Source organism: Streptomyces marokkonensis, from assembly GCF_008312835.1.
GTDB lineage: Bacteria > Actinomycetota > Actinomycetes > Streptomycetales > Streptomycetaceae > Streptomyces > Streptomyces marokkonensis_A.
On the sequence record NZ_VSKS01000016.1, the window covers coordinates 23603 to 46430 of the forward strand.

The 22828-nt window shown below is 71.7% G+C and carries 19 protein-coding genes; 4 read left to right on the forward strand and 15 right to left on the reverse strand.

The genetic code is table 11. The annotated features are described in order from the left end of the window. Positions 1-17: 17 nt before the first annotated feature. The 15 genes from F1615_RS24715 to rsmH all read right to left on the reverse strand — a co-directional run bounded on the left by F1615_RS24715 (position 18) and on the right by rsmH (position 16597). The gene (locus F1615_RS24715) at positions 18-308 is read right to left on the reverse strand and encodes a YggT family protein (protein ID WP_037937545.1); all 291 of its coding nucleotides are present in this window, start codon (positions 306-308) and stop codon (positions 18-20) included. 49 nt (positions 309-357) lie between these two features. Then, complete coding sequence (gene sepF / locus F1615_RS24720) at positions 358-999, reverse strand: cell division protein SepF (protein WP_149551279.1); 642 nt, start codon at positions 997-999, stop codon at positions 358-360. Between the two features lie 129 nt (positions 1000-1128). Then, positions 1129-1848, reverse strand: coding sequence for a YggS family pyridoxal phosphate-dependent enzyme (locus F1615_RS24725; RefSeq protein ID WP_149551280.1), 720 nt, complete (start codon positions 1846-1848; stop codon positions 1129-1131). A gap of 7 nt (positions 1849-1855) precedes the next feature. Beyond that, positions 1856-2584 carry a peptidoglycan editing factor PgeF gene (gene pgeF / locus F1615_RS24730; RefSeq protein WP_149551281.1) on the reverse strand — a complete coding sequence of 243 codons (729 nt, stop codon included), beginning with the start codon at positions 2582-2584 and terminating at the stop codon, positions 1856-1858. Continuing rightward, on the reverse strand, positions 2581-3774 hold the full coding sequence (gene ftsZ, locus F1615_RS24735) for a cell division protein FtsZ (protein WP_149551282.1): 1194 nt from the start codon (positions 3772-3774) through the stop codon (positions 2581-2583). The genes pgeF and ftsZ overlap by 4 nt, the downstream gene beginning before the upstream one ends. Positions 3775-4062: 288 nt before the next feature. Then, complete coding sequence (locus tag F1615_RS24740) at positions 4063-4857, reverse strand: cell division protein FtsQ/DivIB (RefSeq protein WP_149551283.1); 795 nt, start codon at positions 4855-4857, stop codon at positions 4063-4065. A gap of 25 nt (positions 4858-4882) precedes the next feature. Further along, a complete protein-coding gene (murG, locus tag F1615_RS24745; protein ID WP_149551284.1) occupies positions 4883-5977 on the reverse strand; it encodes an undecaprenyldiphospho-muramoylpentapeptide beta-N-acetylglucosaminyltransferase in 1095 nt (364 codons plus the stop codon). Positions 5978-5983: 6 nt separating this feature from the next. Beyond that, the gene (gene ftsW, locus F1615_RS24750; protein ID WP_149551285.1) at positions 5984-7336 is read right to left on the reverse strand and encodes a putative lipid II flippase FtsW; all 1353 of its coding nucleotides are present in this window, start codon (positions 7334-7336) and stop codon (positions 5984-5986) included. 86 nt (positions 7337-7422) lie between these two features. After that, on the reverse strand, positions 7423-8856 hold the full coding sequence (gene murD / locus F1615_RS24755; protein WP_208818399.1) for a UDP-N-acetylmuramoyl-L-alanine--D-glutamate ligase: 1434 nt from the start codon (positions 8854-8856) through the stop codon (positions 7423-7425). After that, positions 8838-9908, reverse strand: a complete 1071-nt coding sequence (gene mraY, locus F1615_RS24760; RefSeq protein WP_149551422.1) for a phospho-N-acetylmuramoyl-pentapeptide-transferase — start codon at positions 9906-9908, stop codon at positions 8838-8840. The genes murD and mraY overlap by 19 nt, the downstream gene beginning before the upstream one ends. Further along, positions 9908-11323 carry a UDP-N-acetylmuramoyl-tripeptide--D-alanyl-D-alanine ligase gene (locus tag F1615_RS24765; protein ID WP_149551286.1) on the reverse strand — a complete coding sequence of 472 codons (1416 nt, stop codon included), beginning with the start codon at positions 11321-11323 and terminating at the stop codon, positions 9908-9910. Before F1615_RS24765 ends, mraY begins: the two co-directional genes overlap by 1 nt. A 4-nt stretch (positions 11324-11327) precedes the next feature. Then, the gene (locus F1615_RS24770) at positions 11328-12905 is read right to left on the reverse strand and encodes a UDP-N-acetylmuramoyl-L-alanyl-D-glutamate--2,6-diaminopimelate ligase (RefSeq protein WP_149551287.1); all 1578 of its coding nucleotides are present in this window, start codon (positions 12903-12905) and stop codon (positions 11328-11330) included. Between the two features lie 170 nt (positions 12906-13075). Beyond that, positions 13076-15037, reverse strand: a complete 1962-nt coding sequence (locus F1615_RS24775; RefSeq protein ID WP_280118906.1) for a peptidoglycan D,D-transpeptidase FtsI family protein — start codon at positions 15035-15037, stop codon at positions 13076-13078. Positions 15038-15042: 5 nt separating this feature from the next. After that, entirely contained in the window at positions 15043-15546 is a 504-nt protein-coding gene (locus F1615_RS24780; protein ID WP_149551289.1) for a hypothetical protein, read from the reverse strand. A 94-nt stretch (positions 15547-15640) separates the two neighbouring features. Then, a complete protein-coding gene (gene rsmH / locus F1615_RS24785; RefSeq protein ID WP_149551290.1) occupies positions 15641-16597 on the reverse strand; it encodes a 16S rRNA (cytosine(1402)-N(4))-methyltransferase RsmH in 957 nt (318 codons plus the stop codon). A 419-nt stretch (positions 16598-17016) separates the two neighbouring features. Between rsmH and F1615_RS24790 the strand changes: the two genes are divergently transcribed. From F1615_RS24790 to F1615_RS24805, 4 genes are all read left to right on the forward strand, one after another. Then, positions 17017-17565 (forward strand): beta-class carbonic anhydrase, encoded by a 549-nt coding sequence (locus F1615_RS24790; protein WP_149551291.1) that lies wholly within the window; start codon positions 17017-17019, stop codon positions 17563-17565. A gap of 261 nt (positions 17566-17826) precedes the next feature. Next, entirely contained in the window at positions 17827-18924 is a 1098-nt protein-coding gene (locus F1615_RS24795; RefSeq protein ID WP_388237939.1) for an AAA family ATPase, read from the forward strand. Further along, positions 18924-20285, forward strand: coding sequence for a DUF58 domain-containing protein (locus F1615_RS24800; RefSeq protein ID WP_149551292.1), 1362 nt, complete (start codon positions 18924-18926; stop codon positions 20283-20285). Before F1615_RS24795 ends, F1615_RS24800 begins: the two co-directional genes overlap by 1 nt. A 47-nt stretch (positions 20286-20332) precedes the next feature. Then, positions 20333-22672 (forward strand): transglutaminase TgpA family protein, encoded by a 2340-nt coding sequence (locus tag F1615_RS24805; protein WP_208818402.1) that lies wholly within the window; start codon positions 20333-20335, stop codon positions 22670-22672. Positions 22673-22828: the final 156 nt, after the last annotated feature.

The window sequence follows — 22828 nt, forward strand, 5'->3', positions numbered from 1 at the left end:
GACCGTATCGTCCACAGTCACCTCGCGAGATTGCCCACGATCGAGATCAGGATGTAGACGATGATCATCAGTACGAAGAAGGACAGGTCGAGCGCCACGCCCCCGAGACGCAGCGGCGGGATGAACCGCCGCAGAAGCTTCAGCGGTGGATCGGTGACAGTGTAGGTGGCCTCCAGGACGACCACCATCGCCTTGCCGGGTTGCCACGAGCGGGCGAACTGGAACACATAGTCCATGACCAACCGGAAGATGAGCACGATGAGGAACACCATCAGCGCGATGTAGATCACCTGCGCGAACACGCCCATGGCCTGCTTTTCCCTCTCCCCTGTGCCCTGCTCGATCCGGTACTGCGTCTCAGCTCTGGTTGAAGAACCCGCCCTCTGCGATGCGGGCCTTGTCCTCCGCCGTGACATCGACGTTAGCAGGCGACAACAGGAACACCTTCTGCGTCACCCGCTCGATGCTGCCGTGAAGACCAAACACCAAACCGGCCGCAAAGTCGACAAGTCGCTTGGCGTCTGTGTCGTCCATCTCAGTCAGATTCATGATCACCGGCGTGCCCTCACGGAAGTGTTCCCCGATGGTACGGGCCTCGTTGTAGGTCCGGGGGTGAAGCGTGGTGATCCGGTAAGGCTCTCGTTCCGACACGACCTTGGGCATGATCACCGGTGCGTTCTTCTCCAGGCTTGCGCGTTCTTGTGTGATGGATGCCACGGGCGCGATCCGCGCCGGGCGTGGCGATTCCGCGGGGAGCGAAGCGGAACGGGCGACCGGTTCGCGCGGCGCGGGAGGGTGTACGACTCGTACCTCTTCGTCCCTTTGGGGTTGATGTGAGCCGTGGGGCTGGTGTGGCGGCTCGTGCCGCCGGTGGTCCCGCTCGGGCTCCGGGTCGAGTTCGGGTTCGAAGTCGTCGTCTGGATCGAATCCGCGGCCGTCGTACCCATCGTCCTCCACGAGGCCGAGGTAGACCGCCATCTTGCGCATCGCGCCGGCCATGCTCCGAGTCCTCCGCTCTGTGGTGGATCCGCTGACGACCGCCAAGTGCCCGCGATCCACTAGGTCTTTACGTCCGCTGTTCGGCGGAACTGACCATATTTTCTGCTGTGGTCCGACTTCCTGGCGACGTTACCCGAGCCTGGGGCGGACTCCGAGTACCGCACTGCCGACGCGCACATGTGTCGCTCCGGCGGCCACGGCCTGTTCGAGGTCCGCGCTCATCCCTGCCGAGACCATGTTCGCAGCAGGACGGGTCCGGCGCAGGTCTGTCGACAAAACCATCAACCGCTCGAACGCAGCCTGTTCACGCCCGGCGTACTCCCCGGTGAGCGGGGCGACGGTCATCAGTCCGTCGAGCCGCAGTCCCTCCGCCCCGGCGATCAGGCCGGCCAACTCCTCGACACCGCCGGGCGCGACACCCCCGCGCTCCCCCCGGCCGCTCGCGCCGGCGTCGAGCGCCACCTGGATCAGGCAGCCGACCTCACGGCCGGCCCGCACGGCCTCCTTGGAAAGGGCCGTCACCAGCCGGGGACGGTCGACGGACTGCACGACGTCGGCGTAACCGACCACCGAACGCACCTTGTTGGTCTGAAGCTGGCCGACGAAGTGCCACACAAGGGACAGATCCGCGCACTCGGCCGCCTTGGGGGCGGCGTCCTGGTCGCGGTTCTCGGCGACATGGCGCACACCGAGTTCCGACAGGATCCGCACATCACTCGCGGGGTAGGTCTTGGTGACCACGATGAGGGTCACCTCGTCACGCGCGCGTCCGGCGGCGGCGCACGCGGCGGCGATCCGCTCCTCCACTCTCGCCAGGTTCGAGGCGAGTTCGTCCCTACGGTCCGTCATGTCCCATTCAGTCCAGCCACACATGGCCCGCGAGCCGCCCGGTGGTGCGGTCACGGCGGTACGAGAAGTGATCCGACGACTCCAGCGTGCACACCGGCGACTGCGCCCGGTCGCGCACCCCCAGCCGTTCGAGCTGGGCGTGCACGCCCGCGGCCACGTCGACCGCCGGGGTGCCCCAGCTCGTCCCGGCGTGCGCGGCCGGCTCGGCGGCGGCCACCTCGGCGCGCATCGCCTCCGGCACCTCGTAGCACCGGCCGCACACGGCGGGGCCGGTGCGGGCGACGATCCGGGCCGGGTCGGCACCGAGTCCGGTCATGGCCCGAACGGCGGCGGGGACCACCCCGGCGACCAGTCCGGGCCGGCCCGCGTGCGCCGCCGCGACGACTCCGGCCACGGGGTCGGCGAGCAGCACCGGCACGCAGTCGGCGGTGAGCACGGCGAGGACGAGTCCGCGCCGCGCGGTGACGATCGCGTCGACCTCCGGCACCGGACGGTCGCCCCACGGCTCGTCGACCACGACGGCGTCCGCCCCGTGCACCTGGTTCATCCAGACCACGCGGGCGGGGTCCACACCGAGGGACTTGGCGGTCAGCTCGCGGTTGGTGCGTACGGCGCCGGGATCGTCGCCGACCGCTCCGCCGAGGTTGAGCTCCTCGTACGGAGCGGCGCTCACCCCGCCCCACCGGTCGGTGAAGGCGATGTGCGCGCCGCTCACGCTCTCGCGCTGTCCTATCACTTCAGGAAGTCCGGCACGTCCAGTTCCTCGGCCGCGCTGTCATAGGTCCGCGACGGCGGGACCGGGGGCTGGACGGCCGGGATGTCGGCCACCGGCTCCGGCACCACCGGCTCCGGGTCCTCCTTCGGCGTGACGCTGCCGAGCGAGCCGAAGGACGGGCGGCTCTCCGCCTGCCGGGCCGGGGCCGGCTCCTCGCGCTTGGCCGAGGACGAACCGAGGACGTTGTCCCGCTTGGAGGGCGGCTGGCCGCCGTCGAAGCCGGCCGCGATCACGGTGACCCGGACCTCGTCGCCGAGGGCGTCGTCGATCACCGCGCCGAAGATGATGTTGGCCTCGGGGTGGGCGGCCTCGCTGACCAGCTGGGCGGCCTCGTTGATCTCGAACAGACCGAGGTCGCTGCCGCCGGAGATGGAGAGCAGCACGCCGCGGGCGCCGTCGATGGAGGCCTCCAGCAGCGGCGAGGAGATGGCCATCTCGGCGGCGGCCACCGCGCGGTCGTCGCCGCGGGCCGAGCCGATGCCCATGAGGGCGGAACCGGCCTCGGACATGACCGACTTGACGTCGGCGAAGTCGAGGTTGATCAGACCGGGGGTGGTGATGAGGTCGGTGATGCCCTGGACACCGGAGAGCAGGACCTGGTCCGCCGACTTGAAGGCGTCGAGGACCGACACCTGACGGTCGGAGATGGACAGCAGCCGGTCGTTCGGGATCACGATGAGGGTGTCGACCTCTTCGCGGAGCTCCGCGATGCCGTCCTCGGCCTGGTTCGCGCGGCGCCGCCCCTCGAAGGTGAACGGGCGCGTGACCACACCGATGGTGAGGGCGCCGAGCGAGCGGGCGATGTTGGCCACGACGGGCGCGCCGCCGGTACCGGTGCCGCCGCCTTCACCGGCCGTCACGAAGACCATGTCGGCCCCCTTGAGGACCTCCTCGATCTCCTCGCGGTGGTCCTCGGCGGCCTTGCGGCCGACGGCCGGGTTGGCTCCGGCGCCGAGTCCGCGGGTGAGTTCACGGCCGACGTCGAGCTTGACGTCGGCATCGCTCATCAACAGGGCTTGCGCGTCGGTGTTGATGGCGATGAACTCGACGCCCTTGAGACCGACCTCGATCATCCGGTTGATGGCATTGACACCACCGCCGCCGACACCGATGACTTTGATGACTGCGAGGTAGTTCTGCGGTGCTGCCACGTCGAAGGCCTCTCGCCTCGAGTTACGTGTCGCCCGACCGCTGAAGCACTGATGCCCCCGCGATCCGACGACTGATGCCGAATGGGACGGTCCGTAGCGCCGACCCGAACCCTAACGTTGAAGTTTAGGGTTACCAGTGTGTCTGTTCCCTGGAGTCTTCTGAACAGGACACTAAGTCGACAAGTGGCGCCCGTTCAACGAACACGCCGAACCTCCCGTTTTTCTTTTCACCCTATGTGATCAGCCATAGCGCTGCCCAACCAGGGTGCTGGCCTGCGCTGATGTGCGTCAACTCCCCGATGACGCCGGGGCCGTGGGAACGCTGACGTCGAAGTGCCGCGCGCGGGGCTCCGCTTTCATCAGCGCGGTGAGAGTACGGCCTTTCTCGGCACCCTTCTCACCGCTCCCCCAGTCGACCGTACGGCCGTCCGCCAGCTCCAGCGAGATGGCGTCGTAGGAACGGACCTTGACGCTCCGGGTCGCCCGCGCCACGGAGTCGGGAAGGGCGCCGGCCACCCGGACCGCCTCCCGCGTCAGCCGGTCCTCGCCGAAGCGGCGCAGACTCGCCGCCGCGGAACCGGTCCCGGAGGCTTCCCACTTCAGCTCGGGTACTCCCTCGGGAGCCTTGGAAACCGTGGCGAACCGGACACCTTCATCGTCCACTTCGATGAACTTCCCGCCTTTGTGGACGAGAAGAACCGGGGTGCGTTCCGTCACTTCCAGGGTGATCTCGTCCGGCCACGAACGGACCACGTCCACCGTGTCGATGCGGGGCAGTGCCTTGGCGAGGCGGGCCTCGATCTCCTCGGTGCCGACGGAGATCAGCTGTTCGCCGAGGGGTACGTCGGCGGCTTCGCGCACCTGGGCGGGCGTCAGGACGCCCGTCCCTGACACGGACACCCGCTCCACGCGCACCAGGTCCGATCCGTAGAGCAGCCAGAACGCCCCGCTGCCGAGGAACACGAGGACGACGGCCGATGCGATGATCCGACGAAGGCGCCGTCGCCCGAACCGCCTGACGGGCGGCGGGCCGGACGACTCCCGCTTGCGTTCACCGCGCTCCGCGGTGGTCGATCCGGCCACGCTCCCTGCCCTCCGTCATCCGCGTCTAACGGTGCGCACGGGCGGCGATCGCCTCGTACACCATGCCGACGAGCAGGTCGTCGGCGTCCCGGCGGCCGAACTCGGCGGCGGCACGGGACATCTCGTACAGCCGGTGCGGGTCGGCGAGCACCGGCAGGACGTTGTGCTGGACCCACTCCGGCGTCAGTTCCGCGTCGTCGACCAGCAGCCCGCCGCCGGCCTTGACCACCGGCTGGGCGTTGAGCCGCTGTTCACCGTTGCCGATGGGCAGCGGGACGTAGGCGGCCGGGAGCCCGACGGCGGAGAGTTCGGCGACGGTCATCGCGCCCGCGCGGCAGAGCATCATGTCGGCCGCGGCGTACGCGAGGTCCATCCGGTCCAGGTAACTTACCGGGATGTAGGGGGGCATCCCCGGCATCTGGTGCACCTGCGGCAGTTCATTCTTCGGGCCGACCGCGTGCAGGATCTGGATACCGGCCTGCTGGAGCCACGGAGCGACCTGCTGGACCACCTCGTTGAGCCGGCGGGCGCCCTGCGAGCCGCCGGTGACCAGCAGAGTCGGCAGGTTGGGGTCGAGCCCGAACGCGGCGCGGGCCTCGGGGCGGACGGCGGCCCGGTCGAGGGTGGCGATGGAGCGGCGCAGCGGGATCCCGATGTAACGGGCGTTCCGCAGCTTGCTGTCGGGTGTGGAGACGGCGACCTGGGCGGCGTAGCGCGAGCCGATCTTGTTGGCCAGACCGGGACGGGCGTTGGCCTCGTGGATCACGATCGGCACGCCGAGCCGCTTGGCCGCGAGGTAGCCGGGCAGGGCGACGTAGCCGCCGAAGCCGACCACGGCGTCCGCCTTGGTGCGCTCCAGGATCTGCTCGGTCGCCTTGATGGTGCCGCGCAGCCGGCCCGGGACGGTGATCAGCTCGGGGGTGGGCCTGCGTGGCAGCGGTACGGCGGGGATCAGCGCCAGCTCGTACCCGCGCTCGGGTACGAGACGGGTCTCGAGGCCACGCTCCGTGCCCAGGGCCGTGATGCCCACGGTCGGATCCTGCCTGCGCAGGGCGTCCGCGAGGGCGAGCGCGGGCTCGATGTGGCCCGCGGTTCCTCCGCCGGCGAGTACGACATGCACCGAAATTCACCGCTCTCCGGACGAACGCGCCACCGGGGCGCGCCGTCGCATCGTGTTCCATCTCCGGGGCCGCTGAGAACCCCCGATCCGCTTTTTACCAAAGCGGGGTTGCCGCATCGCAAGCGCCATCCGCGCAGCGGGGTCCTCACGCGCGAAGGCGATCAGCAGCCCGATGGCGAACATGGTCGGCAGCAGGGCGGACCCTCCGTAGGAGAACAGCGGGAGCGGGACACCGGCGATCGGCAGCAGACCGAGCACCGCACCGATGTTGATCACGGCCTGGGCCGTGATCCAGGTGGTCACGCCTCCCGCGGCATACCTCACGAAGGGGTCCTCCGTGCGTCCGGCCACGCGGATACCCGCATAGCCTAGAGCCGCGAACAGGGCGAGTACCGACAGCGTCCCCACCAGGCCCAGTTCCTCACCGGTGACGGCGAAGATGAAGTCCGTGTGCGCTTCGGGCAGTTGGCCCCATTTCTCCACGCTCGCCCCGAGTCCGGAACCGAAGATGCCGCCGGAGGCGAGGGCGTAGATCCCGTGCACGGCCTGCCAGCAGTCGACCGGGCCCGACTGGGGCTCGGTGGCGCCGAGGCAGGAGAGGCGGGCCATGCGGTTGGGGCTGGTGCGGATGAGGATCGCCCCGAGCAGCGCGGCGATCGAGAGCACGCCGACGAACAGCCGGGTCGGCGCTCCCGCCAGCCACAGCAGGCCGAACAGGATCGCCGTCAGGATGATCGCCGTACCCATGTCGCCGCCCAGCATGATCAGGCCGAGCAGCATGAAGGCGGCCGGCACCAGCGGCACCAGCATGTGCTTCCACTGGGTCAGCAGCCGCTTGTCCTGCTTGCGGGCCAGCAGGTCGGCGCCCCACAGCACCAGCGCGAGCTTGCCGAACTCACTGGGCTGGAGCTGGAAGGTGCCGCCGAGGGCGATCCAGTTCTGGTTTCCGTTGACCGCGACTCCTATCCCCGGCACCTGCACCAGGGCCATCAGGAAGACGGCGCCCGCGAGGATGGGGTAGGCCAGCGCCCGGTGCAGCTTCACCGGCATCCGGGAGGCCGCGAGCAGCAGGACGGCGCCGATTCCGGCCGCCAGGAGCTGTTTGAGGAAGAAGTAGGAGCCCGGCAGCGACATCTGCAGCGCCGTGATCTGGGAGGCCGAGTAGACCATCACCAGACCCAGCACGGTGATCAGCAGACTGCCGCCGAGGATCAGGTAGTACGCGGTCAGCGGCCGGTCCCAGGCCCGGCGTGCCCGGGTGACCAGGGTGCGGAAGGGGTTCTCGCGCGGGGGTCCGGGTACGACGGGTCGCCGGGCGGCCCGCTGGACGGGCGGGCGCCCGGTGCGGCTACTGGGCATCACGACCTCCGCCGTACGCCGGACAACAGGCCCTAGACGGTCCCACGCGTCCCTCCCAAGGTCGCCCGGCGCCAGGCGGCCGGGGTTCAGGCGCCGAGCTCGCGCACCGCCTGTGCGAACGCGTCACCGCGCTTGTTGTAATTGGCGAACATGTCCATCGAGGCACAGGCGGGGGCCAGCAGGACCGTGTCGCCGGGCCGTGCGAGCCGCTTCGCCTCCTGGACAGCCTGGAGCATCGCCCCAGTGTCGGTCCGGTCGAGGTCGACGACGGGTACTTCCGGGGCGTGTCGCGCGAGGGCTTCGCGGATCAGGGCACGGTCCCTGCCGATCAGCACGGCACCCCGCAGCCGCTTCGCCGAACCCGCGACCAGCTCGTCGAAGGCGGCACCCTTGGCGAGGCCGCCGGCGATCCACACGATCGACTCGTACGCGGCCAACGAGGCCTGTGCGGCATGGGTGTTGGTGGCCTTGGAGTCGTCGACGTAGGCGACGTCGTCCAGGTCGGCGACGTGCGCGATGCGGTGGGCGTCCGGGGTGAAGGCGCGCAGGCCGTCCCGTACGGCGCCCGCGGGCACCCCGTAGGCCCGCGCGAGGGCGGCGGCCGCGAGGGCGTTGGCGATGTTGTGCGGGGCCGGGGGCCTGACGTCGGAGACCTCGGCGAGCTCCTGGGCGTTCTTGTGGCGGTTCTCGACGAAGGCGCGGTCGACCAGGAGGCCCTCCACGACGCCGAGTTGGGAGGGGCCCGGCGTGCCCAGGGTGAAGCCGACGGCGCGGCAGCCCTCCTCGACGTCGGCCTCGCGGACCAGGTCCTCGGTGGCCTTGTCGGCCACGTTGTAGACGCAGGCGACGCGATTGCCCTCGTAGACGCGGCCCTTGTCCCTGGCGTACGCCTCCATGGAGCCGTGCCAGTCGAGGTGGTCGGGGGCGAGGTTGAGTACGGCGGCGGAGTGGGCGCGCAGGGACGGCGCCCAGTGGAGCTGGTAGCTGGACAGCTCCACGGCGAGCACGTCGTACTCCTCCTCGCCGAGCACCGCGTCGAGGAGGGAGACGCCGATGTTGCCGACGGCCGCGGTGCGCAGACCGGCCGCCTTCAGGATGGACGCGAGCATCTGGACGGTGGTGGTCTTGCCGTTGGTGCCGGTGACCGCGAGCCAGGGGGCCGCGCCGGGCTTCCTGAGCCGCCAGGCGAGTTCGACGTCGCCCCACACCGGCACCCCGGCCTCGTCCGCCGCCGCGAACAGCGGCTTGTCCGGCTTCCAGCCGGGAGCGGTGACGATCAGCTCGGTGCCCTCGGGCAGGGTGGCGCCGTCGCCGAGGCGGACGGTGATCCCGAGCGCCTCCAGTCCGGCGGCCTGCTCCCGCGCGCGCGTGTCGTCCCCGTCGTTGACGACGGTGACCCTCGCGCCGAGCCCGTGCAGCGCCTTGGCCGCCGGGACGCCGGAGACGCCGAGACCGGCGACGGTGACGTGCTTGCCCTGACATTCGAAAGGCACCGAGGAGGTCACTTGTCCGCTGCCCATCCCGCGTAGAAGAGGCCCAGTCCGACGATCACACAGATGCCCTGGATGATCCAGAAGCGGACCACCACGAGGACCTCGGACCAGCCTTTGAGTTCGAAGTGGTGCTGGAGTGGCGCCATCCGGAAGACGCGCTTCCCGGTGAGCCGGAACGAGCCGACCTGGATGACCACCGACATGGTGATGAGGACGAACAGACCGCCGAGGATGGCCAGCAGCAGCTCGGTGCGGGAGCAGATCGCGAGACCCGCGAGCACACCGCCGAGCGCCAGCGAACCGGTGTCGCCCATGAAGATCTTGGCCGGGGAGGTGTTCCACCACAGGAAGCCGAGGCAGGCACCCATCAGCGCGGAGGCGACGACCGCGAGATCCAGCGGATCGCGCACCTCGTAACAGGCACCCGGGTTGGTCAGCGTCTCGCCGTTGGCGCAGGACTCCTGGAACTGCCAGACGCCGATGAAGGTGTAGGCACCGAAGACCAGGACGGAGGCGCCGGTGGCGAGACCGTCCAGACCGTCGGTCAGGTTCACGCCGTTGGACATGGCGAGGATCATGAACAGCGCCCAGACCACGAACAGCACCGGGCCGATGGTCCAGCCGAAGTCCGTGATGAACGACAGCTTGGTGGACGCCGGGGTCTGGCCGCGGGCGTCCGCGAACTGCAGGGAGAGCACCGCAAAGGCGATACCGACGATCAGCTGGCCGGCCATCTTCGCCTTGGCCCGCAGACCCAGCGACCGCCGCTTGACGATCTTGATGTAGTCGTCCAGGAAGCCGACCATGCCCATGCCCACCATGAGGCCGAGCACCAGCAGACCTGAATACGTCGGGGTGTAACCGGTGATCACCTTGGACAGGAAGTAGGCGGCGACCGTCGCCAGGATGAAGGCGATACCGCCCATCGTCGGCGTACCGCGCTTGCTGGCGTGCTCGCGCGGCCCGTCGTCACGGATGTACTGCCCGTACCCCTTGCGGGCGAGCAGCTTGATCAGCAGCGGGGTGCCGACCAGGGTCAGGAAGAGGCCAATGACTCCTGCGAACAGGATCTGCTTCATCATCGGGCGGCGACCTCACCCTCGGCACCGGTCTCGAGCAGCGCCTGCGCCACGCTCTCGAGCCCGACCGAACGGGACGCCTTCACGAGAACGACGTCTCCCGGGCGCAATTCGCTGCGCAACAGGTCGACCGCCGCCTGTGCGTCGGACACGTGCACCGACTCCTCACCCCACGAACCCTCGTTATATGCGCCCAGTTGCAGCCAGGCGGCTTCCCTGCCCCCGACCGCGACGAGCTTGCTGACGTTGAGCCGGACGGCGAGCCGTCCGACCGCGTCGTGCTCGGCGAGCGCCTCGTCCCCGAGCTCGGCCATCTTGCCGAGCACCGCCCACGTACGGCGTCCCTTGCCCATGGCCGCCAGCGCGCGCAGCGCGGCCTTCATGGACTCGGGGTTCGCGTTGTAGGCGTCGTTGACGACCGTCACGCCGTCCGGGCGCTCGGTGACCTCCATCCGCCAGCGGGAGAGGGAGCCCGCCTCGGAGAGCGCGCGGGCGATCTCGTCTGCGGACATGCCCAACTCGTGGGCGACGGCGGCCGCGGCGAGCGCGTTCGACACGTGATGCTCACCGTACAGGCGCATGGTCACATCGGATGCACCGGAGGGTGTGTGAAGCCTGAAGGAGGGCTGTCCGCTGTCCGTGAGTCGCACGTTCTCGGCGGAGACGTCCGCTTCGTCGGACTCTCCGAAAAGGATCACCTTCGCCTTCGTACGGGAGGCCATGGCCCGTACGAAGGGGTCGTCCGCGTTGAGGATCGCGGTACCGCCCTCCTCGGCCGGGGGCAGGGCCTCGACCAGCTCGCCCTTGGCCTCGGCGATCTGCTCCCGGCCGCCGAACTCGCCGATGTGGGCGGAGCCGACGTTCAGCACCAGGCCGACCCTGGGCGGCGTCAGACCGGTGAGGTACCGGATGTGGCCGATTCCGCGCGCTCCCATCTCCAGCACGAGGAACTTCGTCTCCTCGGTGGCGGTGAGCGCGGTGAGCGGCAGCCCGATCTCGTTGTTGAGGGAGCCGGGGGTGAAGACGGTCGGCGCCTTGCTCCCGAGCACCTGGGCGATGAGGTCCTTGGTGCTGGTCTTGCCGGCCGAGCCGGTCAGCGCGACGAGGGTGGCGCCGAGCCGGCCGACGACGTGCCGGGCGAGGGCCCCGAGGGCGGCCTGGACGTCCTCGACGACGATCGCGGGCACGCCGACGGGCCGGGAGGCCAGCACGGCGGCCGCTCCCGCCTCGACGACCGCGGCCGCGTAGTCGTGTCCGTCCACGCGCTCGCCGACGAAGGCGACGAACAGGCTGCCGGGACCCGCCTCCCGCGAGTCCCGGACCACCGGCCCGGTGACCTGGACGGACGGGTCCGGTATGTCGTGCGTCTGCCCGCCGACGACTTCAGCGATCTCGGCGAGGGAGAGGGCGATCACAAGTTCATCCCTGGGTCTTCTTGATGGCTTCCCGGAGCACCTGGCGGTCGTCGAAGGGACGCACCACCCCGGCGATGTCCTGCCCCTGCTCGTGTCCCTTGCCCGCGACCAGCACGGTGTCGCCGGGCCGCGCCCGGGCGACGGCGGCGGCGATCGCGGCGGCGCGGTCCTCGAAGACCTGCACCTCGCCGCGCTCGTGGGCGGGCACGGAGGCCGCGCCCTGGAGCATGGCGGCGAGGATCGCGAGGGGGTCCTCGGAGCGGGGGTTGTCGGAGGTCAGTACGGCGGTGTCGGCGAGCCGCGCGGCGGCGGCACCCATGGGCTCGCGCTTGGTCCGGTCACGGTCGCCGCCGCAGCCGAGCACGACGTGCACCTGACCCCGGGTCACCTTGCGCAGGGCGCGCAGCACCGACTCCACGGCGTCGGTCTTGTGCGCGTAGTCGACGACGGCGAGGTACGGCTGCCCGGCGTCCACCCGCTCCAGCCGGCCCGGTACGCCCGGTACGGCGGCGACCCCGTCGGCGGCGGCCTGCGGGTCGAGTCCGGCGGCGGCGAGGGCGACGATCGCGGCGAGGGTGTTGGCCACGTTGAAGGGGCCGGGCAGCGGCGAGCGGGCGGTGATCCGCTCGCCCTCGGGGCCGACCGCGGTGAACGTCGAGTCCAGCGGACCGACTTCGACGTCCTCGGCGCGCCAGTCGGCGTCGGGGTGGCCCTCGGCGGAGTAGGTGACGACCGGGACGCCGGCCTCCTTGACGAGGCGGCGGCCGTACTCGTCGTCCACGTTGACCACGCCGAGCCTGCTGCGGGCGGGTGTGAACAGCTGCGCCTTCGCCTGGAAGTAGTCCTCCATCCCGGAGTGGAACTCCATGTGCTCCGGGCTGAGGTTGGTGAAGACGGCGATGTCGAAGACGCAGCCGTCGACCCGGCCGAGGACCAGGGCGTGGCTGGAGACCTCCATGGCGACCGCGTCGGTGCCGCGCTCGCGCATGACGGCGAACAGCGCCTGGAGGTCGGTGGCCTCGGGCGTGGTGCGCTCGGACTTGATGCGCTCGTCGCCGATGCGCATCTCCACGGTGCCGATCAGGCCCACCCGTCGCCCGCCACCGCCCTCAGCCGACGGCGCTTCGCGCCGGCCCCCCTCGTCGGTGCTGCGGTCGGTCCTCAGACCGCCCTCGACGAGATAGGCGGTGGTGGTCTTGCCGGAGGTGCCGGTGATGCCGATCTGGAGCAGATCGCGGCCCGGGTGGCCGTAGATGGTGGTGGCCAGCTCGCCCATCCGGGCGCGCGGGTCGTCCACCACGAGCGCCGGCAGTCCGGCCGCGGAGACGCGCCCGGCGCCGGACGGGTCGGTCAGCACGGCGACCGCGCCGAGGCCGGCGGCCTGGTTGACGAAGTCGGCGCCGTGGGCGCGGGCGCCCGGGAGGGCCGCGTACAGGTCGCCGGGGCGGACGGCGCGCGAGTCATGGGTGATGCCCGTGACCTCGGCGGCCTGCTCCGGAGCGGGTGCACCCAGCTGACCGGCGAGTTCCGCGAGGGGTGTGGCGGATACCTGAACCGGACGGGGCGGTCCCGGATATGTCACGGGGTGGCCCTTCTGGGCGGTTTGGGACTGATCAGCGTGTGGCACGGCGGTGAGCGTACCGGGCTCACCGGCCGGGGGGCCAAGCGAGGGGCGGGGGGTGCTCTGGTTCCCGGGGTCGGGGGTGATCGTTGTCACGAGGTGGTTCCTGGTGGCTCGGTGCTCGGTACGGGTCAGGGCTTGAAGGTGACCGGGAGGGCGGCGGGGGCGGCGCCGGTGGGCGGCACCTGGAGGGTCTTCAGGGCGAACTCCATGACCTGCTTGTACACGGGTCCGCAGATCTGACCGCCGAAGTAGCTGCCCTCGGTGGCGTTCTGGATGACGCAGTAGACGGTGATCCTGGGCTTGTCGGCGGGCGCGAAGCCGGCGAAGGACGAGGTGTAGCCGTGGTACTTGCCGGTGGCCGGATCCACGCGGTTCGCCGTACCCGTCTTCCCCGCGACCCGGTACCCCGGGATGCGTGCCTTGGTGCCGGTGCCCTCCTCGTCGTCCACGACCGACTCCAGCATCCGGGCGAGCGTCTTCGCCGTCTTCTCGCTGACGACCCGGGTCTCCTCGGGCTTCGGGGCGGGGGTGAAGCGTCCGTCGGGGCCCTGGGAGCCGCGCACGAGGGTGGGCTCGACGCGGACGCCGCCGTTGGCGATGGTCGAGTAGACGGAGGCGGCCTGCATGGCGTTGATGGACACGCCCTGGCCGAAAGGAATCGTGTACTGCTGCGAGGTGGACCACTCGTCCGGCGGGGCGAGGATGCCCTTGGTCTCGCCGGGGAAGCCGAGCCCGCTGTGGCTGCCGAGGCCGAACTTGCGCAGGTAGTCGTAGAGGACCTTGTTGGCCTGTGCCTGGGTCTTGCCGAGCTGGCCGGTGGCGAGGATGGTGCCGATGTTGCTGGACTTGGCGAGCACGCCGTTGAGCGTGAGGTACCAGGTCGGGTGGTCGACGTCGTCCTTGAAGAGCCGGTCGCCGCGGTGCAGCCGGTTGGGCACGACGACGTGGGTGCCCGGGGTGGCGGCGTTCTCCTCGAGGACGGCGGCCATGGAGAGGACCTTGGCCGTGGAGCCGGGTTCGAAGGCGTCCTGGACGGCCGCGTTGCCGAGCGCGTGGGGATCGGCCTCGGAGAGGTCGTTGGGGTCGAACCCGGGCGCGTTGGCCATCGCGAGGACCTCGCCGGTGCGGGTGTCCTGGACGATGACGTAGCCGCGGTCGGCCGCCGACTTCCTCACCTGGTCGCTGATGGCGTTCTGCGCGGCCCACTGGATGTCGCGGTCGATGGTGAGCTCGATGTCGCTGCCGGGCACGGCCGGGGTCTCGGTGGAGCCGCCGGCTGTCGGCACCAGACGGCCCCCGGACTGGGCGTAACGGATCTTGCCGTCCTCGCCGGCCAGCCGCTTGTCCAGCTGCAGTTCGACGCCGCCGCCGCCCTTGCCCTCGGCGTTGACCCAGCCCAGTATCCCGGCGGCGAGCTCGTTGTTGGGGTACACCCGCTTGCTGGTGGGCACGGAGAAGACGCCGGCCAGGACGTTGGCGGTGGACTCGTCGGTCTCCGCCTTCTTGGCGAGGGCGGTCTTCAGGTCCTTGATCTGCTTCCAGACCTGCGGGGTCTGGCGGCCGGCCAGTTTGACGTAGCGCAGGGCCTCGTTCTCCGGCCGCAGCTTCTCGACCAGTTCGTCCTGGTCCGCGCCAAGGATCGGGGCGAGGAGGGCGGCGGCCTGCTCGGGGCCGTCGGCGATCTCCAGCTCCTTGGGGGCGAACATCGTGGGGTCGGCGGTGATGTCGTAGGCGTCCTCGCTGGTCGCGAGGGCCACGCCGTTGCGGTCGGTGATCTCGCCGCGTTCGGCGGCCAGTACCTGGCCCACGTAGCGGTTCTGCTCCGCCTTGCCGGCGTAGGTGCTCGCGTCGACCGCCTGCACCTGGAACAGGCGTACGACGAAGGCGAGCATGACCAGGGTCAGGCCGACGCCGACCAGGCGCAGCCGGGGGCGGGGGCTGCCCAGGCGGATGACCTTCGGGGCCGCGGGGCGGGGACCGGCGGGCCGGCGGGCCGGACGGGCGCCGGGTCCGGGGCGCCGTCCGGCGCCCGGGCGGGCGGGCCGGGCGGGTCCGGGCACCCGGCGGCGGGGCGGTTCCCTGTCGGACACTTCCGTCACCTGCCGGGGGTCGCTGTGGAGGGCACGGAACCGGGGGCCGCGCCCGGCGCCGTGGTGGGGGGCGCGGCCGTGGCGGTGGCCAGCGCCTCCGGGGCGAGGACCAGGGGGGCACGGGCCGCCGAGGCGGTGCTGGGCACACCCCTGACCTTGCCGTCGGGGCCGAGGAAAGCGGGGTCGCCGCCGGGCACCATGCCGAGTTCGCGGGCCCGGCGCTGGAGGGCGTCGGGGGCGGAGTAGGCGTCGATGTCCCGCTGCAGGGCCTGCTCCTCGTCGGTGAGGTTCTTCGTCGCCCGCTGGAGGTCGTCGAGCCGGAACGCGCCCTCGCTGAGGGCGGAGTTCAGCACCAGGAGTCCGATCAGACCGCCGCCGAGGAGCAGGACGACGAGGAGGACGAAGGGGGTGCGCGCCGCCTGGGCACGTCCGGTGGGCAGGAGCCGCGCGAGCCGGGCCGCCCTCCCCTTCAGCTCGGGCCGCCCCTTCAGTTCGGGTTCCCTACTCACTCACGCTCCCCTGAGTTCGCTCGTCCCACCCGTACGCCCGGCCCGTCACCCGCCTCCTGGGCGGCCGGGCCTCACCGGCCGTGCCGTCCCCGGCTCAATCGACGTCCTCCCGGATCCGCTCGGCGCCGCGCAGCCGCGCGGGGGCCGCGCGGCGGTTCTCGGCGATCTCCTCCTCGGTGGGAAGTTCGGCACCGCGCGTGAGGAGCTTGAGCCGGGGCTGGTACCGCTCGGGGACGACCGGGAGTCCGGGCGGGGCGGTGGTGGCGGCGCCCGCCGCGAAGACCTGCTTGACGAGGCGGTCCTCCAGGGAGTGGTACGACAGCACGGCGATCCGCCCGCCCACGCCGAGGGACTTCACGGCCGCCGGGATCGCCCGCTCCAGCACCGACAGCTCTCCGTTGACCTCGATCCGCAGGGCCTGGAAGGTGCGCTTGGCCGGGTTGCCGCCGGTGCGCTTGGCGGCCTGCGGCAGCGCGTCGCGGATCAGCTCGACCAGGCGCGCGCTGTTCGTGAACGGCTCCTTCTCCCGCTCGCGCACGACGGCGGCCACGATGCGCTTGGCCTGCTTCTCCTCGCCGTAGGCGCGCAGGATGCGGACGAGTTCGCCGGGCGGGTAGGTGTTGAGGACCTCGGCGGCGCTGACGCCGGTCGTCTGGTCCATGCGCATGTCGAGAGGGGCGTCCTGGGCGTAGGCGAAGCCGCGGTCGGCCTCGTCGAGCTGCATGGACGACACCCCGAGGTCGAAGAGGACGCCGTCCACGCGCGCGATGCCGAGCCGGGCGAGCACGTCGGGGAGCTCGTCGTAGACGGCGTGCACCAGGGTGGCCCGCTCGCCGAAGGGGGCGAGCCGCTCGCCGGACAGGCGCAGGGCCTCCTTGTCGCGGTCCAGGGCGACGAGCCGCGCCTCGGGGAACCGCCGGAGCAGGGCCTCGCTGTGGCCGCCGAGGCCGAGGGTGCAGTCGACGGCCACCGCGCCCGGCCGCTCCAGGGCGGGTGCCAGCAGGTCCAGGCACCGCTGGAGCATCACCGGAACGTGTCGACTCTGGGTCAAGTGGCCCTCTCAGATCCGGCACGGCGTACACGCACCGCCGGGTCCCCGCCCTCCCCCGGTGAAGGGGCGGCCGGCGCCTGAGGCGTCGGCCGAGCGGCGGCGGGAGGAGGCCGAGCCGTACGTACGCGCCGCGCACGCGGGGAGATCCCCCGGTCGTCGCCGGGGTCTCCGGGGGGATGTCCGTGCGGCAGGCGCGCTCGCCTCCCGCTTCGCGTCACTTTAGTCCACGGCCCCGCCCGGTCAATCAACCGGCACCCGCGTCGCGGTCCGCGGCGCGCGTCAAGGGGAAGATCGGGTGAATCATCCTCGGGAGGGGGCTCACATCACTCCTGTGGATTACCTCACAACAAGGATCGCTGACGTTCTTTGTCCCGTCTCACAACAGGCCTCCTCCCCCTGTGACCAGTACCGTCATGGGTATGACGACTTCCGCATCGGTTCCCGCAGAGTCCGGAGACACCACCGTCGCCCACGGCACGGTCACCGACCGTCTGGTCGAGGCGAACGAGCAGTACGCGGCCGCCTTCACCGACCCCGGGATGGACGCCCGTCCGGTGCTGAACGTGGCCGTGGTGGCCTGCATGGACGCGCGCCTCGACCTGCACGCCGCGCTGGGCCTCTCGCTCGGTGACTGCCACACCATCCGCAACGCGGGCGGAGTGGTCACCGACGACGTGATCCGTTCGCTCACCATCAGCCAGCGGGCGCTCGGCACCCGCAGCGTGGTCCTCATCCACCACAGCAACTGCGGTCTGGAGTCCCTCACGGAGGAGTTCCGGCACGAGCTGGAGATGGAGGTGGGCCAGCGTCCCGCGTGGGCCGTGGAGGCCTTCCGGGACGTCGACCAGGACGTGCGCCAGTCGATGCAGCGCGTGCGGACCTCGCCGTTCCTGCTGCACACCGACGACGTGCGCGGATTCGTCTTCGACGTGAAGACGGGCATGCTGCGCGAGGTCGACCCCGCCTGAGCCGGCCGCCCGCCCCGGAGGACGCGTTGAGCTCCGGAAGCCGTTCCAGCCGTATGAGCTGACATATCGCTGTCAGTTGTCCACAGGCGAGTGACACGAATCGGTAACGGCGGCAAGAATGCGGGAGTGGTGTCACGCGGAACTTTTCCCGCGTGGTGTCCGTGATTCGGGGTGGGCCGGTCCGCACGGAAAGGCGTCGGCCCGGGACATGTGGGGTGCCCCGCTCCTGCGGGAGCGTGGGGAAAGGCCGAGGAGGGCCGGGTGACGACCTATGACGATCGAGGGAGCCATGGGGGTCCCCCCGCCCGAGATTTTTCGCGGGTGGGGGACGATCTGACCGCCGTGGTGGGGGATGATCTGACCGCCGTGGTGGAGCGCGTGCGGGATTCGGTGGAAGCCGTGATCGAGGGAAAGCCCGAGGTCGTACGGCTCTCGCTGACCGTGCTGCTCGCCGAGGGACATCTGCTCATCGAGGATGTCCCGGGAGTCGGCAAGACGATGCTGGCCAAGGCGCTGGCACGGTCCATCGACTGCTCGGTGCGGCGGATCCAGTTCACGCCGGACCTGCTGCCGTCGGACATCACGGGTGTGTCCATCTGGGACCAGCAGCGCCAGGACTTCGAGTTCAAGCCGGGCGCCATCTTCGCGCAGGTGGTGATCGGCGACGAGATCAACCGCGCCTCGCCGAAGACGCAGTCCGCGCTGCTGGAGTCGATGGAGGAGCGCCAGGTCACCATCGACGGCAAGACCTATGAACTGCCCAGCCCGTTCATGGTCGTGGCGACGCAGAACCCGGTCGAGATGGAGGGCACCTATCCGCTGCCGGAGGCCCAGCGCGACCGTTTCATGGCCCGCGTCTCGGTCGGCTATCCGAGCGCGGAGGCCGAGCTGCAGATGCTGGACGTGCACGGCGGCGTCTCCCCGCTGGAGGACCTCCAGCCGGTGGCGCACGCGCACGAGATCCTGAAGCTGATCGAGGCGGTGCGCGCCGTGCACGTGGCCGAGCCGGTGCGCCGGTACACGGTGGAGCTGGTCGCCGCGACGCGTACGCACCCCGACCTCAGACTCGGCGCCTCCCCGCGCGCGACGCTGCACCTGCTGCGCGCGGCGAAGGCGTCCGCCGCCCTCAGCGGCCGGGAGTACGCGCTGCCGGACGACGTGCAGGCACTCGCCGTGGCGGTGCTCGCCCACCGGCTGCTGCCCACCGCGCAGGCCCAGCTGAACCGCCGCACCGCCGAGCAGGTGGTGCAGGAGATCCTGCAGCACACCCCGGTGCCCGCCGCGGCCCCGCAGCACAACGGCTTCGGTCCGGGCCGCGGCGGCCCGGGCTACGGCCAGCAGCCGCCCCGGAGGCTGTGATGACCACCGCGGGCGCCGTCCACGCGGAGGGCGACAGGGGCGACCGGAGCGGCGTCAGGACGGCACTGGCGGGGCTCACCACCCGCGGGCGCTCCTTCCTGGCCGCCGGTGTGGCCGCCGCGGTCTGCGCGTACGTGCTCGGGCAGAGCGATCTGCTGCGGGTCGGCCTGCTGCTGGCGGTGCTGCCGCTGGTGTGCGCGGCGGTGCTCTACCGGACCCGCTACCGGGTCGCCGGCAGCCGCCGGCTCTCCCCCGGGCGGGTGCCCGCCGGCTCCGAGTCACGGGTGCATCTGCGGATGGAGAACATCTCGCGGCTGCCCACCGGCCTGCTGATGCTCCAGGACCGGGTGCCCTACGTGCTCGGCCCGCGCCCGCGGTTCGTGCTGGACCGGGTGGAGGCGGGCGGACGCCGCGAGGTGTCCTACCGGGTCCGCTCCGACCTGCGCGGCCGCTATCCGCTGGGCCCGCTCCAGCTGCGGCTGTCCGATCCGTTCGGGATGTGCGAGCTGACCCGCTCCTTCTCCACGTACGACACGCTGACGGTGATCCCGCGCGTGGAGCCGCTGCCGCCGGTGCGGCTGGGTGGCGAGGCCAAGGGGTACGGCGACGGGCGGCAGCGTTCGCTGGCACTGGCCGGCGAGGACGACGTGATCCCGCGGGGCTACCGCTACGGCGACGATCTGCGCCGGGTGCACTGGCGCTCCACCGCGCGCTTCGGCGAGCTGATGGTGCGCCGCGAGGAGCAGCCGCAGCGCGCCCGGTGCACGGTGCTGCTGGACACCCGGGCCGTCGCCTACGAGGGCGCGGGACCGGACTCGGCGTTCGAGTGGGCGGTGTCGGGCGCGGCCTCCGTGCTGGTGCACATGCTGGAGCGGGGCTTCTCGGTGCGGCTGCTGACCGACACCGGCACCTCGGTACCGGGCGAGGGGTCCGACGGGTTCGCGGGGGTGAGCCAGGAGTCGGCGGACGCGGCCGGGCTGATGATGGACGCCCTCGCCGTGGTGGACCACTCCGACGAGGACGGCCTGTCCCGCGCCTACGACGTGCTGCGCGGCGGGAACGAGGGCCTGCTGGTGGCCTTCCTCGGCGATCTCGACGAGGAGCAGGCTGCGGTGCTCGCCCGGATGCGGCAGCGCAGCGGAGGCGCCCTCGCCTTCCTGCTGGACAGTGACACCTGGCTGCGGGAACCGGCCGATGCGCCCGGTCCGTCGGACGGGGGCGAGGAGCGGCTGCGGATGCTGCGCGAGGCGGGCTGGACGGCGCTGGGAGTGCCGCGGGGCGTCTCGCTGAACGAGCTGTGGCGGCAGGCGGACCGGGAGCGGTCGGGCCTGGCCGCGGCGGCCGGTGGGGAGGGACCGTGATCAGCGGGCGGGTGAGGCTGGCCATCTGCGCCTGGGCGGCCACACTGATGGCGGCGTGCGCCCTGCTGCCGCTGGTCGATCCGGCGACCTGGATCGTCCAGTCGGCGTTCCTGCTGGCCGTGCAGTCGGGTGTCGGCGCGGCCGCCCGGCGGGTGCCGCTGGCGCGTCCGGTGACGGTGGCGGCGCAGGTCCTGGTCACGCTGGTGCTGCTGACCCTGGTCTTCGCGCGGGAGCACGCCCTCGCCGGGCTGATACCCGGTCCCGACACCTTCCGCTTCTTCGCCGAGCTGCTGGAGCAGGGCGGCGAGGACGTCAACCGGTACTCGATCCCGGCGCCGCTGTCCGACGGCATCCGGCTGATGCTGGTCGGCGGGGTCCTGGTGATCGGGCTGCTGGTGGACACCCTCGCGGTGACCTTCCGCAGCGCGGCCCCGGCCGGGCTTCCGCTGCTCGCTCTGTACTCGGTGGCCGCGGGGCTGTCGGACAACGGCATCGACTGGCTGTGGTTCCTGCTGGCGGCGGCCGGCTATCTGATGCTGCTGCTGGCCGAGGGCCGCGACCGGCTCTCCCAGTGGGGGCGGGTGTTCGCCGGGCCGGGCCGCGGGCCCCGTGACGACCGGCCCGGCGCCGTGGCACCGGTGCGCACCGGGCGGCGGATCGGTGTGCTCGCGCTGGGCATCGCCCTGGTGGCGCCGCTCGGCCTGCCCGCGATGAACGGCGGCCTGCTGGACCCCGCCGGCTCGGGCGCCGGCTCGGGCGTGGGCGGGGGCGGCACCATCTCCGCGGTGAACCCGCTGGTCTCGCTCCGCGACTCGCTGAACGTGGACGAGGACCGCCAGGTGATGTCGGTGCGCTCCGAGCTGGCTGACGTCTCGGACCTGTATCTGCGGATCGTGTCCCTGGACGACTTCGACGGCACCACGTGGAAGCCGTCGAAGCGGTCCATCACCACGGTGCCCGACGGCACGTTCCCGACCCCTCCGGGCCTCGGCCCCGACATCGGGCGCACGGAGGTCGGCACGACGATCTCCACCGCCGACTGGTACGGCCAGGACTGGCTGCCGATGCCGTACCCGCCGAGCGGGGTCAGCATCAGGGGCAACTGGCGCTACGAACCCGTCGGCATGACGCTGGTCGGCGACCACGGGCAGAACACACGCGGTGTGACGTACGAGGTGCGCAGCCTGCACGTGCAGCCCACGGCGGAGCAGCTGGCCGACGCGCCGGCGCCGCCGCCGGCCCTGGAGCGCGAGTACACCGAGCTGCCGGACTCGCTGCCGGCCGTGGTGTCCCGCACCGCCCGTGAGGTCACCGCGGGCGCGGACAGCGCGTACGACCGGGCGGTCAGACTCCAGGAGTACTTCACGCTGAACGGCGGCTTCGAGTACGACACCGAGGTGGACGTCGGCAGCGGCTCACAGGCGATCGCCCGCTTCCTGCGGGACAGGCAGGGCTTCTGTGTGCACTTCTCCTTCGCGATGGCCTCGATGGCCCGCTCGCTGGGCATACCGGCGCGGGTCGCGGTGGGCTTCGCGCCCGGCACCCCGCAGGCGGACGGCACCGTCGCGGTCGGGCTGCGGGACGCGCACGCCTGGCCGGAGCTGTACTTCGAGGGCGTGGGCTGGACCCGTTTCGAGCCGACCCCGACCCGTGGTTCGACGCCGCCCTACACGGTGCCGGACGCGGCGGACAGCACGGCGCCCGACCCGGCCCGTCCGTCCCAGGCCGCGCCCGACGAGCCGTCCACGGCGCCCTCGGAGAGCGAGAGCTGCACCGCGGAGCGCAGGAAGCTGGACGGGTGCGGGAGCGAGTCGCCGCAGGCGGCCCTGCCCACGGGTGGCGACGGGCCGAAGTGGTACGCCCTGCTGATGTGGGCGCTGGCGGGTCTCGCCGTCCTGGTGCTGCCGCTGTCGCCGATGCTGTGGCGACAGCGGACCCGGGCCGTGCGGCTGGGCGGGCACGGCCGGTCGGAGGCGGACACCGCGCCGCACGTCCTGGCCGTCTGGGACGAGCTGACCGACTCGGCGTGGGACTACGGCATCGCGCCGGACGAGTCCCTGACCCCGCGCGCGGCGGCCGCCCGGATCGTGCGGCTCGGCCGTCTCGACGAGAGCGGTGCGCGCTCGGTGCACCGGGTCGCGGACGCGGTGGAGCAGGTCCTGTACGCGCCGCGACCGCGGCCGGCGGCGGGGCTGACGGACGACGTGCGCCGGGTGGTCTCCGGTCTGCGGGCCACGGCGGGGCGGTGGACGCGACTGCGTGCGGTGGTCGCCCCGCGGTCGGTGGTGCGTGTGGTCTGGGCGGTGTCGGCGTGGTGGTCCGGTGTCCGCGGGCGCCTCGTGGCGATGCGCCCGGCCTGGCGACGGCCGTCCCGCCAGCAGGGCTGACCGGCCGGGCCTGCACCGGCCCACCCCCACTCGCCCGCGCCGGCCGCAGCGGGCGGGGCCGGGGGTGGGTCCGGGACGGCCCGGCGCGCACCGCCCCGGCACCCTGCGGACATGATTCAGGGCGGACATGATTCAGGGGGTGACCACCACGTCGGT